Below are 14,994 nucleotides of genomic sequence, written 5' to 3'. Positions count from 1 at the left end.
TTTCTTTCCTGTAGGCCGTTTAGCGGCTTGTAATGCTATTGTATCTGCCATACTGACTTTCATCACGACAGATGATTTTGCATTGGTTTATTTTTAACCAATCCGCAAATGCTTAGGTTCGTGTATAACAGTAACGTATATACGTAGTTTAGGGAAGCGTCATTTATTATTATTTATCCGGGAGCAACACATGCTTCCCTCTTCACTATAATTCCAAAACAGATTATGAAACGTGTAATGATTATTGGCGCCGGTAAGATCGGCGAAACCGCTGCCTTCTTACTGCAACAGTCCGGCGACTATGAAGTAACGCTGGCCGACAGCAACGACGCCCTGTTACAGAAATGTACCGACACAGCTATCCGCAAAACCGTGCTGGACGTAAACAACGCCACGTCGCTGCAGGACGCATTGCAGGACCAGGACATGGTGCTGAGCGCCTGCCCCTTTTTCCTCAACGTAAAAATTGCTACCGCAGCAGCTAAAGCCAACACCCACTATTTTGATTTAACAGAAGATGTAGCTACTACCAACGCGATCCGCGAAATAGCGGCGCAAGCCAATGTTAGCTTCATGCCACAATGCGGATTGGCGCCTGGTTTCATCAGTATTGCCGCCCATGATATCGCCAAACAATTCGATTCGCTGGACGCGGTGCGGCTGCGTGTTGGCGCCCTGCCACAGTTTCCTACCAACAGTCTCATGTATAACCTTACCTGGAGCACCGACGGGCTGATCAACGAATACTGCAATCCCTGCGATGCCATCTACGAAGGCGAACGCAAAGAAGTAATGCCGATGGAAGGCTACGAGCGCTTCGCCCTCGATGGTGTGGAATATGAGGCGTTTAATACCTCCGGCGGACTCGGAGCACTCGCTGAAATCCTGGACCATAAAGTGTACAACCTGGACTATAAAACAGTACGTTATCCCGGCCACTGCCACCTGATGAAAATTCTTTTAAATGAGCTGAAACTCAATAAAAAAAGAGAAATGCTGAAGGAGATTATGGAAGATAGCATACCTTTCACCCAGCAGGATGTAGTATTGGTTTTTGTGTCTGTATCCGGAATGGTGAACGGCCGCTCTGTGCAACGCTCCTATTCCCGTAAGATCTACAACCAGGCGGTGGCCGGCAGGGACTTTACCGCCATACAACTCACCACCGCAGGCGCTGCCTGTGCAGTAATAGACCTGCACGCAAAAGGACTGCTGCCGGCGAATGGCTTTCTGCGCCAGGAAGATGTAGCATTTAATGACCTGATCAACAACCGCTTTGCGGTATATTATAACTAGCCCTAAAAGCTGTATGTCATGTTAAAAGATGTTTTAAATGGGCTGATGGAGCGCTATCAGCAAAGGGTTCCGGACGTTGGAGCCGTTATTGCCGCCATGATAAAGGAAGGCATTATTGCGCAGGCAGATGATATAGAAAATGACCACATCGCCTTCCGGACGATGGGCGTTCCACAGCTTGGCGTGCAGTCGCTCGAGAAAATTTTTCTCCATTACGGCTATACGAAAATGGATCACTACCACTTTCCGGCCAAGAAGCTGGATGCATGGTGGTATGCTCCCCCCGAGCCGCAATATCCGCGTATTTTTATCAGTGAACTGCGGGTGGCCGAATTAAGCCCTGCTGCGCAAACCATCATTCATCATTATACAGATGAAGTGAAGTCGGACCCGGTGAATGCCTTGGACCTCGACGACAGCAAAGCCGTGGATGCTTTCCTTCACAGCGCACTGTGGCAAACCCCTACCCTGGCCGATTACAAAGTGCTGGCCGCAGAAAGCGAATACGCCGCCTGGGTGATCTATAACCGTTATTACCTCAATCATTTTACCGTGAGCGTACATAATCTGCCCCCGGGATATAATACGGTCGCTGATTTCAACCAGTTCCTGGAAAAACATGGTTTTCATCTCAATGATTCAGGAGGTAAAATTAAAACCAGTCCGGATGGCAGACTGCTGCAAAGCGCCACGGTAGCCGGAATGATCACCGCAACCTTTTCCGGTGGGGAGGAATTCCCCATTGCCGGCTCCTATGTGGAGTTTGCCGAAAGAAAGGTACTTCCTGCCTTTGCGCATTTACCTGCCAGTGAAATACGGCGGGAACACCGGCGTGAGGGTTTTGAAGCAGGCAATGCCGATAAGATCTTTGAAAGTACCTACGCCGCCCAAACAAAAAAAAGTTCCTAATTTAGTTTATTAATACACCAACAATGGAAGACATCTTAAAAGCATTTGGCATCACTGCGGCACAAAGTGGTATCAGTACGGGCACGCACTGGTTGCCGGCTCACGGGGAGGAAATTACCTCAGTTTCGCCGGTAAATAATAAGAAGATTATTACTGTCAGAAGCGCCAGCCGGGAAGATTATGACCAGGTGGTAGCCGTGGCCCAGGAAGCTTTCCAAGAATGGCGTACATGGCCGGCCCCAAAAAGAGGCGAAATCGTACGGCAAATCGGGGTAGCGCTCCGTGAACATAAAGAACATCTTGGCAAACTTGTTTCCTATGAGATGGGAAAGAGTTTGCAGGAAGGATATGGAGAAGTGCAGGAGATGATCGACATCTGCGACTTTGCAGTGGGCCTGTCGAGGCAGCTGCACGGCTTAACGATGCACTCCGAGCGGCCGGGGCACCGGATGTATGAGCAATGGCATCCGCTGGGTATTACCGGTATTATTTCCGCCTTTAACTTCCCGGTAGCAGTATGGAGCTGGAACGCCATGCTGGCATGGGTTTGCGGCAACGTGTGTATCTGGAAGCCATCTGAAAAAACGCCGGTGACAGCGTTGGCCTGTCAACATATTGCGGCCAGTGTATTTGCCGCCAACAAAGTACCGGAAGGCGTTTGCTGCCTGGTAACCGGTCAGCGTGATGCAGGTGAATGGATGGCACACGACAAGCGGATTCCGCTCGTTTCGGCCACCGGGTCCACCCGGATGGGCAAAGCCGTAGGTGCTGCCGTAGGCGAGCGTTTGGGGCGTTCCCTGCTCGAACTTGGCGGCAATAATGCCATCATTATTACGCAGGATGCCGACCTGGATATGTCGCTTATTGGCGCTGTGTTTGGCGCCGTGGGTACCGCCGGGCAGCGCTGTACTTCTACCCGCCGGCTCATCATCCACGAAAGCGTGTATGATGCGTTTACCGCAAGGCTGGTAAAAGCTTACTCGCAGTTGCGTATCGGTAATCCGCTGGATCAACACAACCACGTAGGCCCGCTGATCGACAAAGCCGCTGTGGATGCGTATCTCAACTCAATAGAACAGGTAAAGCAGCAGGGCGGTTCCTTCCTGGTGGAAGGCGGTGTATTATCCGGTCCGGGTTATGAATCCGGATGCTATGTAAAACCCTGCATTGCAGCGGTGGAAAACACCTACGATATTGTACAGCACGAAACCTTTGCGCCCATTTTGTATGTAATGAAATACGCCACACTGGCCGAAGCCATTGCCATGCAGAATGATGTGCCCCAGGGACTTTCCTCCGCCATCATGACGCTGAACCTCCGCGAGGCAGAACAGTTCCTTTCCAATGCCGGATCTGACTGTGGCATTGCCAATGTAAATATCGGCACATCAGGCGCTGAAATAGGTGGCGCTTTCGGTGGTGAAAAAGAAACGGGCGGCGGCCGTGAAAGCGGTTCCGACGCGTGGAGAGCTTACATGCGCCGGCAAACCAATACCATCAACTACTCCAACAGTCTCCCACTGGCACAGGGCATCAAATTTGATCTCTGATAATAATAAATCAGCTATCTGTTTTGCAGGTACAAATACCTGAAAACGGATAGCTGACAACAATATATTTACTGTAAATTTTTCCGGATCATCCAGCTCCGAGGCGCTTGCCCCGGAGCTTTTAATTTTCGTGACAGGAGATGCTACCCGATCAGATTTTTAAAAGCGGTTGATAAAATAACTACGTGTCAAAAATGTTTTGCAACCTGCGTTGCTTTTCTCTACATACACCGACGGCGGCAAGGTTTTAAAAATAGTAGCGAGGTTAGAGAACCCCGCTTTTCGTTAAACGGAAACCATGCTTATGAGAAAAGTTAGAAATGGCGGGAAGCCATTAGAAACTCTTCCGGATATAAATATTAGACTTTTTTTTGAATATTCATATTCAACTTTTGTGCTACTGCCGCATTATTACCACTGTGTTTCACTACTAAAACCTGCCCGGATCCTTTATCATACAGTGTTTTCATGATTTTGCCCTTTACACCCGCATGCTGCAACATAGCAGTAATATTTTCAGGAACGCTGCAAATAACAATTGTTTTGCCCTTATTTTTCTTTATCATGTCTTTAAGGGTGGCGGTTGTTTGCTCCGGATCGCCGTTTAACCGGAAGTAGTCCAGCTGTTGCTGGTGGGCTTTAGAGAGCGGTGTCACCGTTTGCACAGCACGGTTCAGATAGGTAGTGTAGATAGCGGAAATTTCCATTCCTTCCAGGGAAGATGCCAGCTGGCTGGCCTGTTCCTGCCCGGTGGTGCTCAAACCGGGATCTGCTGATGGTGATGATTCCATTTCCGCAGCATTCACAAAAATGAGTGTGGTTACTTCAGGTTCAGCGGCAGACACAGGTGTGCCGGTAGCCAGCAAAGTGGCCATGAGAACAGCTTTTAACATGATTGGTAAATTTAAGTAAATGAAATACGATACCTGTAAAAATCCCGAACGTAGATCTGGCGGATGAGGGGTATGAGGAATAAGAACAGGTTAAAGCTAAGACGGCTGACAACAATTACAAAAGGGATTGTGACAGGTGGTTACCAGCTATGGCTGGCAAGCAAATCAGGATAAGTAACCGGTAACAATGGCCTGCGGAAAAAGGCGGCCCGGAATGGGCAGAAACCCATTCAATCTCCCAATCAACCAATATATAGCGCGTTTATCATTAATATTTAATGTTATACCGCTTTTTCTATACCTTTAATCTTATCATCATGATATTTTTAGTTGTTTTTTATAGGGAAAATTATTGAACATGAAATTGTTAAGCCGAGAGGTTGCAGTCCTGGCAGGGTGTGTTGCATTGATGACTGCATTTACAACAAATACTACAGCGCAGAGTAAACCCCAGATACCTAAAAACTGGCAGTTACTGAGTTACGATACCGACAGTATACTGGGTACGTCAACGGAAAAAGCCTACAAGGAATTGTTAAAAGGGAAGAAAAGTACGCCCGTTATTGTGGCGGTGATCGACTCTGGTATTGACACTACCCATGAGGATCTGAAAAGTATCCTGTGGACCAATACCCGTGAAATCCCCGGTAATGGCAAGGATGACGATCACAACGGCTATGTGGACGATATTCATGGCTGGAACTTCCTGGGTGGCAAAGACGGCAGCAGCCTGAAAGAAGACTCTGAAGAAGCCGCCCGCGAATACTACCGCTATAAAAACCTTTATGGCAACCCGGATTCCGCACTCGCAAAGGATTCCAAAGAATATGCCATCTGGCAGCAGTTGCAATCGAAAGTGGAGAAGCCTAATTCCCAGTTCAAGATGCAATACAAAAGCATGTCGAAGCTCCAGGAAAACGTGAATAAATGTGAATCTATCCTGAAAACCTACCTGGGTAAGGATGATTTCAATGTAGCGCAGCTGGACAGCATTCAAACGACTAACCAGGATGTACTGCTGGCACGTAATTTCATGAGCCGTTTGCTGAAAAGCGCCGGTGATGAACCAGCCACTTTCGGCGAGTTCAAAATGGAGTTTGATGAGTACATGAATGAACTGAAGCGTAAGGCAGAAAGCACAGAAGTAGCGCCAAATGCCAACAGGGAAAGGATTGTAGGCGACAACCTCGACGACATCAATGACAACAAATACGGCAACAACGATGTGATGGGCACCTTTGGTTTCCATGGCACGCACGTTTCCGGTATCATCGCGGCGGCCAGGAACAACGGTGTAGGCATGGATGGCATCGCCGATAATGTGCGCATCATGGCGGTAAAAGCCGTTCCTGATGGCGATGAAAGAGATAAAGATGTAGCCCTCGCCATTCGTTATGCGGTTGATAATGGCGCACAGATCATCAATATGAGCTTTGGTAAACCGTTTTCACCTCATAAAGACTGGGTGGATGCGGCTTTTAAATATGCAGAAGAAAAGGGCGTTTTATTGGTACATGCAGCAGGTAATGACGGCAGCAACAACGACTCTGTTGCCAACTATCCCAACCCGAATTACCTGGATGGCACGGTTGCTTCCAACGTCATCACTGTAGGCGCCAGCAATACCGGCCTGGGCAATGATAAGGTGGCACCTTTCTCCAACTATGGTAAGAAAAGCGTGGATCTTTTTGCTCCCGGTGTACAAATTTACTCCACCATTCCCGGTGGCAACAAATACGGCAGCGCCAGTGGTACCAGCATGGCCAGCCCTGTAGTAGCAGGTGTAGCAGCATTGGTACTCTCCTATTATCCTGAGCTCAGTGCAAAGCAGTTGAAATATGTGCTGGAAAAAAGCGCCACACCATTACCTGGTATTACGGAAGTAAATAAACCAGGTGCTGCGGATGAAAAAGTAAATTTTTCGGATCTGTCCATCACCGGTGGAATGATCAATGCCTATGAAGCATTAAAGCTGGCGGCTACTGTTAAAGGCGAAAATGTGAAAGGTAAAAAACAGCACAAGGCAAAAGTAAAAGCCATCAAAAAGAACTGATTCAGTATATAAAAAAGGGCGGGAATTTTATCTTTATAAGATAAAATTCCCGCCCTTTTTTTATACAATTACTTTACGAGACGAACGCTCAGCGGATACTTGTAAGACTGGCCATTGCTGGCTTTTGTGGCAGCAATAATGCTAAAGATAACATTCAGCAGCCATAATACACCGAGCAGGTTTGTCCAGCCCCAGGCGTTATAAAAATCTCCTCTTGCATGGCGCCAGAAGCTGGTGAGCGACCAAAAACCGGTAACAATATTATTGACCAGGTTTACAATGACCGCAGCGATGCTCAATGTGATCTGGAAATTGATGGCTTCTTTGCCCTGGCTGTCTACAAAAGCAGATTCGTTCTTTTTGATAAGCCAAAAGATCAGTACTCCAAGGATGTTGCCGACGGTAGGTAATATCAGCATCCCGATAATTCCTCCCAGGTGAACAAGCGCTCCCCAGGTTCGTTCATCTTTCTGATTCATAAAATATAGATTAAATATAATGCGGGAAGTTAACAGCTTATTTTAGGATATCAAAAAAGAGAAGAAAAAAAACTACAAACCTGTAAGCCGGATTCTGTTTCTGCCCCGGCAAGCCGGGACAGACTGCTATCATTTATCTGCGACAACGTTCGCACGTTGTCTGTATCTGCCTACCCTCGGTCATCGGGCGAGCAGCCCTCAATCGACCGTATACATGGCATTTCAGCACGCAAGGTTTACCCGTACAAACAGTTACCTGCCTGCACCGTGGGCTCTTACCCCACATTTTCACCCTTATCTGCCGAAGCGGACGGTTATTTTCTGTGGCACTTGCTGTTCCCGGTTTGCACCAGGCCCCACCCGTTAGGTGGTGCGTTGCTCTGCGCTGTCCGGACTTTCCTTCCCGCCAACAAGTTAGCGGAACGATAGCACGGTTTGTAGTTGAAGCGCGAAGGTAAATAAAAATATTACCTAAACGTTATTTCTGTAGCCCCATAGCCGTATTTGGCGTGATATTGATTCACAAAGCTGGCTACTTCCGGCGTTTGTTTCAGGATCTGGTGTATTTCGTCTTTGAGCTTTCCCTTTCCGATACCATGAATCACGATCAGGTTGTGCTGATGATGACTGATAGCCAGTTCCAGGTAACGTTGGAAAGCATTGAGCTGGATAGCAAGGATGGCAATATTGCTCAGCCCTTTCCAGTTTTTCTCAAGTGCTTCGATGTGCAGATCTACTTCGTGCTTAGGCTCCAGCGATGTTTCGGGCTGCAGCTGTATTTTACTTAACAGGCTGGCGAAGTTTCCGCCGCCAATAGTAGTAACAGGCGCCTTCTTTTTCGGTTGTTCTGCCGGCGCCGGCGGCTCGGGTTCTTTCTCCGGAAATTTATCGAACAGCGGGTAAGTGATGGTAGCTTCTGCTTTGGTACGCAGCTGCTCCAGCTGCACAAACATCTGTTTTGGCTTGATCTTCCAGGTTTTCTTTACAGAAGTGGCCAGCTTGGGCTGTGGCTCCTTCAGGAAAAAGGTAAACTCAAACCGCGGATTATCATTCAGTGATTCGAAGATGAGATCAGCGAGATAAAAGTGATTATAAGGATGTATTTCATTCTTGATTTCCAGGTCCAGCTGGTTATTCAGCCATATCTGGAAATAAAAACGCATCGCATGCGGCGTATCATTAAACAGGTGAAACTTCATCAGCTTCACGGTTTCATCATATCCATCCATCTGGTATACCGGCAAAACAGACAGGAACATTCCCTTATCTGTTTTAAACACTTCATACTTGCTTCTGTCTACCTTGATTTCGTCGCCGGGAATTAGTTTGGGCTTTTCCTTGACCAGTTTCTGCTGGGTAAAACGATGGAAATAGGGAAAGTCGATCTGATCCAGGTACACCGGAAAAGACGTTCCTTTCACCTCTATCATGACCATATTATCATTCACAATGTCAACAACCGTTCCTTCTTCTTTTGAACTCAACAACAAGATGTTGTCGCCTTTTTGGTATTTCATAATTGCATTCTTCAACTGCAAAAATAGAATATTGAAGGGATATGCGTGGAAGAGATTTGAAGATTTGCCGGATCCGGCGGAGACATGGCTCCTTATTGCCATTAAAAATGGTAACACTCACCTGCACGGCTATATGAAGAAAAGTTATTCCGCGTACTTCCTGGACCTTGCTTTTTCAGGATGCCGCCGCATGTAGTCATCTACCGAAATGCGGCCACTGCCTTCAATCAGGAAAACGATCAGCAGGAACAGCACCAGTAAGGAGATGCCCATTACGGGGTATACTGTAAACAGCCCGGTGGGAGAATGAACAAAAAATACAGCACCCAGCAATACGGGAATATTCAGGAATGCGGCGATCCTGGTGAACAGTCCCATCGCAATGAATAGCCCACCTACCGTGTGTGCAAATACAACATAATGTCCCAGGAATATGGACAGTGTGGCCAAAGCCGGGTTTTGATTAATCATGGAAATCAGCGCGTCCCTGTCCTGTACAAACCGGATGCCTACATACATAATAAATATCCCCAGCAGAATGCGAACCACACTCAGCCAATTTGGGTGATGTGTGTCACCCCAGTGTTCAACCCGTTGTAGCATGTTCATAAAATATAAATTTTAAGATCAAAGAGCTACCCTGAAGTTACGAAGATTTACGCTTTCGTGGCCAGCTTGCTGTTGGTATAGCTGTAGAGGAAGTAAATGGTTAAGCCTACCGCCAGCCAAACAGAAAAAACGATCCAGTTTTTAAGGGCGATTTCTGTCATCAGGTAAAAACAGCTGAGCATCCCCAAAACCGGTATCAGGGAGAGCTTGCGGGTGAGCGAGAAGTAGGAAAGGGCGATGGTAACCACCACAAATATGTAGAAGGGGATATTATGTTTCCATACCTCCCAGCCGCCTGCGGGGGAGAGCTTTGCCATGATTTCTTTGCTGAACAGGAAAACGAGCAGCACCACGATGCCGGGCACAATGAACTGCCCGTTGATATATGGCAGCTGAAACCGTTTTACCACTGATTTTTCCTCTCTTGGCAGAATGAGTACGCCCCCGCATACCAGGATAAAGGCAAACAGGGTACCAATGCTGGTCAGGTCCGTAACGATGGTGAGGTTCAGGAAAAGCGCCGGGATACCTACCAGGAAACCGGTGATGATGGTAGCGAAAGAAGGTGTTTTAAACCGGGGATGTATTTTGCTGAAGCGTTTTGGCAGCAGGCCGTCGCGGCTCATGCTCATCCAGATGCGCGGCTGGCCGATCTGGAATACCAGCAGTACGCTGGTAGTAGCCACCACGGCGCTTACAGAAATAAGATAACTGATCCAGGGCAGGTTTACCTGTGTGAAGACATATGCCAGGGGATCATTTACCTTTAAATTATAATACGGCACCATACCGGTGAGCACCAATGAGATCAGGATATATAATACCGTACAGATGATCAGGGAATAGATCATGCCTTTGGGCAGATCCCGCTGTGGATTAGCACACTCTTCGGCAGTGGTGCTCACAGCGTCAAAGCCGATATAAGCAAAAAATACGGCCGATACCCCCTTTAGCACACCTGAGAAGCCGTTGGGCATAAAAGGGTGCCAATTGGCCTTATTTACGTAAAAAAAGCCTACCACAATCACAAACAGGATCACCAGGATCTTCAGGGCTACCATAAAGTTGGCGCTTTTCTTACTTTCCTGGATACCTACATACGCCAGATAGGTTACCAGCAGTACGATGAGGAAGGCAGGGAGGTTCACGATGAAGGGTATGCCGGCAATATGCGGTGCTGCCGCAATGGTTTCCGGCGTGGCACTGTCGTAATTGCTGGCCAGCCAATCGGGTAAACTGAGGCCGATACCACTTAACAGGTTGTTGAAGTAGCCGCTCCATGAAATGGCTACGGCGATATTGCCAATGGCGTATTCCAGGATCAGCGCCCAGCCGATCACCCAGGCAGCCAGTTCTCCGAAAGTAACGTAGGAGTATGTATAGGCGCTGCCGGATACCGGTACACGGGACGCAAATTCTGCATAGCACAGGGCTGAGAATCCGCAGGTAACTGCGGTAATAACGAAGAGCAGGGAAACGCCTGGTCCGCCGTGGAAGGAAGCTTCCCCGATAGTGGAAAAGATCCCGGCTCCGATAACCGCCGCAATTCCCATAGCAGTAAGGTCTTTCACCTTCAACACCTTATTCATTCCCCCTGTTTCATGACCATCCGACAAACCGTCTTTGGCATCTTTAATAATGGCAGTAAGTGATTTTTTCCGAAACAGCGAGTTTGACGACATTGGCTAAGGAATTACGTTTAGACGAGCGCGAATATAATGCGAATTTAAATACGAACCTTATTGCTGACGGTTTAAGAGGTAGTTAGCCACTTCCATCAGCGCTGCCTTGCGGTTAGACAGCACCGCCACGTTATCCAGACTCTGGAACGCCAGTTGCTGGAAGCGTTCTTTTTCCTTCTCCGCCCATTCATCCACTTTACAGCTGCGGAATAATGCCAGCACCCGTTCTACTTTATCGGCGGGTGATGTTTCCATGAGCATTTTCAATTCTGCACGTTGTTCCGGGTTGCACAGTTCCAGCGCTTTCAGGAGCAGGAATGTTTTTTTATTGACGAGGATATCCCCTCCCTGCTGCTTTCCGAATTTTTCAGGATCACCAAATGCATCGAGGTAGTCGTCCTGGATCTGGAAAGCAATACCCACATTTTTACCAAAGGAATAAATGTGCTGCTGGTTGCCTTCGCCGGCGCCGCCAATGATGGCGCCCAGCTGCAGGCTGGCAGCAAGTAAAACGGAGGTCTTCAATCCGATCATATGCACATAATCATCGTACTGCACCTTTTCGGGGTCCATGCCTTCAAAGTCCATGTCGAGCTGCTGCCCTTCACATACTTCAATGGCGGCTTTATTAAATACGGATATGATCTTTTGTTTATAATGCGGTTCTATTTTGTTCAGGCGTTCATATACGTAAATGAGCATTACATCGCCGGCAAGGATCGCCGCCGGCTCGCCATATACCGTATGAACGGTAGGCTTACCCCGGCGGATCGGCGCTTTATCCATGATATCATCATGCAATAAAGTGAAATTATGAAAAAGTTCTATCGCACTGCCCACCTCAAATGCATCCGGGCGCAGATTATCAAATAGCTCGTTCCCCATCAGGCATAGTACAGGGCGGATTCTTTTTCCGCTTATTCCCAGGATGTGGGACGCTGCATTATATAACTTACTGGGTTGTTCCGGAAACTGTTGTTTTTCAAAATGCTGACTAAACTGTGCTGTTAAATCTTTGAATGAATGCATTGCTGGTGGCTCGTGTTTTATTTTTTACTCTTTTTGTTCTTTGCTGGTGCGGCCTTTTTAGCAGTGGCTTTTTTAGCGGCTGGTTTAGCGGCTGCCTTCTTAGCGGGTACTGCTTTCTTAGCTACCGGTTTTGCAGCAGCTTTCTTCGCAGGTACCGCTTTCTTCGCTACTGGCTTAGCAGCGGCCTTCTTCGCAGGTACTGCTTTCTTAGCTACTGGTTTTGCAGCAGCTTTCTTTGCCGGTACTGCTTTCTTAGCTACTGGTTTTGCAGCGGCTTTCTTTGCCGGTACTGCTTTCTTAGCTACCGGTTTAGCAGAGGCCTTCTTCGCCGGTACTGCTTTTTTTGCGGCCGGTTTAGCAGCAGCTTTCTTCGCCGGTACTGCTTTCTTAGCTACCGGTTTAGCAGAGGCCTTCTTCGCCGGTACTGCTTTTTTTGCGGCCGGTTTAGCAGCGGCTTTCTTCGCGGGTACTGCTTTCTTTGCTACCGGTTCAGCAGCAGCTTTCTTCGCGGGCACTGCTTTCTTTGCTGCTGGTGCAGGTTTAGCAGCGGCTTTCTTCACAGGCGCCTTAACTGCGGGCGCTGGTGCAGGTGTTTTCTTCACCACTTCTTTTTCAACAACCGGTGCAGGAGCTGGTTTTTCTTCCGCCACTTCTTTCTTCGGCTTCTTTTTATGCACAGGTGCTGGTACCGGTGTTACTGGTACAGCAGGCGTTACAGGTACATCCGGTGTTACCGGTACCACATGCGTTTCCACTATCACCTGGTCAACAACCGGTAATGGTTTAGGCTCGCCGAGCGATACTTCCGGCGCTCTGTGGGGCGCTTTCCCTTCCTGTTCCCAGGGTTTATACGGACGTTGTTTGTCTTTCTTCTTTTTCCGGTCGTCACGACGATCACCATGACGCTGATCACCTTTACGATCATCGCGGCGGTCTTCCCGGCGTTTATGCTGGAATGGCGCAGCAGCAGGTGTGCCCGTGCCGGTCAGTTCATCTTCCAGGTCGTAGTCCAGCTGGCGTTTGGCCAGGCTGGCAGCCACTACGCGGATGCTCACTTTTTCGCCTATACGAAACTTGCGGCCGGTGCTTTGGCCCACCAGGGAATACTCCCCTTCATTATATTGGAATTCTTCTCTTTTATTCAGATTGTGAATGCTGATCAGTCCTTCGCACTTGGTATCCACTGTTTCCACCCAGAAGCCGAAATGCGCCACACCGCTGATCACACCATCGAAGGTATGACCAATGAACTGCTGCATGTATTCTACCTGTTTGTATTTGTTACCGGCGCGTTCAGCTTCCATTGCCTTGCGTTCCATTTCAGAGCTGTGTTTGCATTTCTGCTCCATTTGCTTGTCGGGACGCACGCTGTTGGCAAGACATTCAGCCAGTACACGGTGTACCAGTACATCGGGGTAACGGCGGATAGGGGACGTGAAATGACAGTAGTCTTCAAAACCAAGACCATAGTGCCCCACATTATTCACCGTGTAAATGGCTTTGGCCATTGTACGGATGCCCAGCGTTTCCAGTACCGGTTGCTCCGGTTTGCCTTTTACCTGTGCCAGCATTTTATTGAAGGAGCTGGCGATGCTTTCCGGTGTGGTGAGATCGAACTTATACCCGAATTTTCCGGCGAACAGGGCGAACACTTTCAGCTTTTCCGGGTCGGGCGTATCATGCACACGATAAGGGAACGGGATGGGCTGTTTATTAATCCGCAGCTTGCCCACGTATGCCGCAATGGTTTTGTTGGCCAGCAGCATAAATTCCTCGATCAGCTGGTGCGCTTCTTTACTTTCCTTAATGACAATGCCAATCGGCTTGCCGGTTTCATCCAATTTAAAGCGTACTTCCTGCGAGGAGAAGTTAATGGCGCCATGTACAAAACGTTGCTTGCGCAAAGTTTGAGCAATGCGGTTTAACAGCATCACTTCGTTCTTATACGGACCCTCAGATTTGCCTTCTATAATTTCCTGTACTTCTTCGTAGGTAAACCTGTGATCCGAATGGATCACGGTGCGGCCGATCCAGTGTTGCTTCACCTCTCCTTTTTCGTTCATCTGGAACATAGCGGAGAAGGTGAGCTTGTCTTCATGCGGCCGCAGGGAACAAAGCTCATTGGAGATCTTTTCCGGCAGCATGGGCAACACGCGGTCTGGCAGGTATACGGAGGTAGCGCGTTTATCCGCTTCTTTATCGAGTTCGGTGCCGGGCAGTACATAATGACTTACATCGGCAATATGCACCCCCAGTTCATACAAACCGTTTTTCAGCAGGCGGATAGAGATGGCATCATCAAAATCTTTGGCATCCACCGGGTCGATGGTCATGGTAAGGATTTTGCGGATATCTTTCCGTTTACCTACTTCTTCTTCAGAAATATTTTCCTGGATGGTATCCAGTTCTGCTATTACTTCTTTAGGGAAACTGAGCGGGAATCCTGCTTCTATAAGGATTTCCTTCATGGCCAGGTCGTTGGTATCGCTGGCATCCAGGATTTCCACGATTTCACCTACAGGCTTGCGGGATTTTTCTCCCCAGGCTACTATTTTCACCACGGCTTTATCGCCGCTTTTAGCCTCTCCGAGGGAGTTGGCGGGAATATAAATATCCGGCATAAACAATCCCTTTTCAGGGATCAGGAAAGCAAAGCTTTTGCTGACCTGCAGGGTACCGGTGAATTCGGTTTTATTTCGTTTAAGGATGTCCGTTATGATGCCTTCCATGCGGCCTTCGTTATGGGCTGCTTTCAATACATCCACCAGCACTTCATCTTTATCGAGGGCGGTATGCAGGTTTTTCTGCTTCACCATGATGTCTTTTGTAAGGCCATCCACGATCACAAAGGCCATTCCGGACCTTGTTACTTCCAATACGCCTTTAAAGGTCTTCTTCTGGCTATGGCTTTGTTGGGGGTTGTTAGGGTTATGATTACCGCCTTTTTTATTTTTCTTTTTTCTACTCATGTTAGTCG

The 14,994-nt window shown here is 48.2% G+C and carries 11 protein-coding genes and 1 other RNA gene; 4 read left to right on the top strand and 8 right to left on the bottom strand.

Annotated elements, in window-relative coordinates; genetic code table 11:
• Nucleotides 1–225 precede the first annotated feature (225 nt).
• Genes ACLHR0_RS23660 through amaB form a run of 3 tightly spaced genes read left to right on the top strand, consistent with a single transcriptional unit; the run spans nucleotide 226 to nucleotide 3,755 of the window.
• The gene (locus ACLHR0_RS23660) at nucleotides 226–1,296 is read left to right on the top strand and encodes a saccharopine dehydrogenase family protein (RefSeq protein ID WP_436489996.1); all 1,071 of its coding nucleotides are present in this window, start codon (nucleotides 226–228) and stop codon (nucleotides 1,294–1,296) included.
• A gap of 18 nt (nucleotides 1,297–1,314) precedes the next feature.
• On the top strand, nucleotides 1,315–2,205 hold the full coding sequence (locus tag ACLHR0_RS23655) for a DUF1338 domain-containing protein (RefSeq protein ID WP_436489994.1): 891 nt from the start codon (nucleotides 1,315–1,317) through the stop codon (nucleotides 2,203–2,205).
• A gap of 23 nt (nucleotides 2,206–2,228) precedes the next feature.
• Nucleotides 2,229–3,755 carry an L-piperidine-6-carboxylate dehydrogenase gene (gene amaB, locus ACLHR0_RS23650; protein ID WP_436489992.1) on the top strand — a complete coding sequence of 509 codons (1,527 nt, stop codon included), beginning with the start codon at nucleotides 2,229–2,231 and terminating at the stop codon, nucleotides 3,753–3,755.
• A gap of 359 nt (nucleotides 3,756–4,114) precedes the next feature.
• Here the strand turns inward: amaB and ACLHR0_RS23645 are convergent, their stop codons facing one another.
• Complete coding sequence (locus ACLHR0_RS23645) at nucleotides 4,115–4,648, bottom strand: phosphoglycerate mutase family protein (protein ID WP_370910336.1); 534 nt, start codon at nucleotides 4,646–4,648, stop codon at nucleotides 4,115–4,117.
• A gap of 358 nt (nucleotides 4,649–5,006) precedes the next feature.
• On the opposite strand from ACLHR0_RS23645, the gene ACLHR0_RS23640 reads away from it, so the two are divergent.
• Nucleotides 5,007–6,701: a S8 family peptidase gene (locus ACLHR0_RS23640; protein WP_429047699.1), complete on the top strand. Its 1,695-nt coding sequence runs from the start codon at nucleotides 5,007–5,009 to the stop codon at nucleotides 6,699–6,701.
• Nucleotides 6,702–6,769: 68 nt separating this feature from the next.
• Here ACLHR0_RS23640 and ACLHR0_RS23635 read toward each other — a convergent pair whose 3' ends face one another.
• From ACLHR0_RS23635 to rnr, 7 genes are all read right to left on the bottom strand, one after another.
• Complete coding sequence (locus tag ACLHR0_RS23635) at nucleotides 6,770–7,180, bottom strand: DUF4870 domain-containing protein (protein WP_370910334.1); 411 nt, start codon at nucleotides 7,178–7,180, stop codon at nucleotides 6,770–6,772.
• Between the two features lie 67 nt (nucleotides 7,181–7,247).
• Nucleotides 7,248–7,622, bottom strand: an RNA gene (gene rnpB, locus ACLHR0_RS23630) — RNase P RNA component class A.
• A 25-nt stretch (nucleotides 7,623–7,647) separates the two neighbouring features.
• Entirely contained in the window at nucleotides 7,648–8,697 is a 1,050-nt protein-coding gene (locus ACLHR0_RS23625) for a Smr/MutS family protein (protein ID WP_429047697.1), read from the bottom strand.
• A 144-nt stretch (nucleotides 8,698–8,841) separates the two neighbouring features.
• Nucleotides 8,842–9,306 (bottom strand): DoxX family protein, encoded by a 465-nt coding sequence (locus ACLHR0_RS23620; protein ID WP_370910332.1) that lies wholly within the window; start codon nucleotides 9,304–9,306, stop codon nucleotides 8,842–8,844.
• A 47-nt stretch (nucleotides 9,307–9,353) separates the two neighbouring features.
• Nucleotides 9,354–10,988 carry an amino acid permease gene (locus tag ACLHR0_RS23615; RefSeq protein ID WP_436489988.1) on the bottom strand — a complete coding sequence of 545 codons (1,635 nt, stop codon included), beginning with the start codon at nucleotides 10,986–10,988 and terminating at the stop codon, nucleotides 9,354–9,356.
• A gap of 57 nt (nucleotides 10,989–11,045) precedes the next feature.
• The gene (locus tag ACLHR0_RS23610; protein ID WP_370910330.1) at nucleotides 11,046–12,017 is read right to left on the bottom strand and encodes a polyprenyl synthetase family protein; all 972 of its coding nucleotides are present in this window, start codon (nucleotides 12,015–12,017) and stop codon (nucleotides 11,046–11,048) included.
• 17 nt (nucleotides 12,018–12,034) lie between these two features.
• Complete coding sequence (gene rnr, locus ACLHR0_RS23605; protein WP_436489986.1) at nucleotides 12,035–14,986, bottom strand: ribonuclease R; 2,952 nt, start codon at nucleotides 14,984–14,986, stop codon at nucleotides 12,035–12,037.
• Nucleotides 14,987–14,994 lie beyond the last annotated feature (8 nt).

The sequence above is a fragment of the Chitinophaga sp. ARDCPP14 genome, from assembly GCF_051362515.1.
Lineage (GTDB): Bacteria > Bacteroidota > Bacteroidia > Chitinophagales > Chitinophagaceae > Chitinophaga.
Note: the sequence above shows the minus strand (reverse complement) of the source record. Positions and strands in the feature narration are given on the sequence as shown.

Excerpts from the sequence above, each read along its gene's own strand:
- ACLHR0_RS23660 (WP_436489996.1), top strand. The coding sequence starts at position 226 with ATGAAACGTGTAATGATTATTGGCGCCGGTAAGATCGGCGAAACCGCT.
- ACLHR0_RS23655 (WP_436489994.1), top strand. The coding sequence starts at position 1,315 with ATGTTAAAAGATGTTTTAAATGGGCTGATGGAGCGCTATCAGCAAAGG.
- amaB (WP_436489992.1), top strand. The coding sequence starts at position 2,229 with ATGGAAGACATCTTAAAAGCATTTGGCATCACTGCGGCACAAAGTGGT.
- ACLHR0_RS23645 (WP_370910336.1), bottom strand. The coding sequence starts at position 4,648 with ATGTTAAAAGCTGTTCTCATGGCCACTTTGCTGGCTACCGGCACACCT.
- ACLHR0_RS23640 (WP_429047699.1), top strand. The coding sequence starts at position 5,007 with ATGAAATTGTTAAGCCGAGAGGTTGCAGTCCTGGCAGGGTGTGTTGCA.
- ACLHR0_RS23635 (WP_370910334.1), bottom strand. The coding sequence starts at position 7,180 with ATGAATCAGAAAGATGAACGAACCTGGGGAGCGCTTGTTCACCTGGGA.
- ACLHR0_RS23625 (WP_429047697.1), bottom strand. The coding sequence starts at position 8,697 with ATGAAATACCAAAAAGGCGACAACATCTTGTTGTTGAGTTCAAAAGAA.
- ACLHR0_RS23620 (WP_370910332.1), bottom strand. The coding sequence starts at position 9,306 with ATGAACATGCTACAACGGGTTGAACACTGGGGTGACACACATCACCCA.
- ACLHR0_RS23615 (WP_436489988.1), bottom strand. The coding sequence starts at position 10,988 with ATGTCGTCAAACTCGCTGTTTCGGAAAAAATCACTTACTGCCATTATT.
- ACLHR0_RS23610 (WP_370910330.1), bottom strand. The coding sequence starts at position 12,017 with ATGCATTCATTCAAAGATTTAACAGCACAGTTTAGTCAGCATTTTGAA.
- rnr (WP_436489986.1), bottom strand. The coding sequence starts at position 14,986 with ATGAGTAGAAAAAAGAAAAATAAAAAAGGCGGTAATCATAACCCTAAC.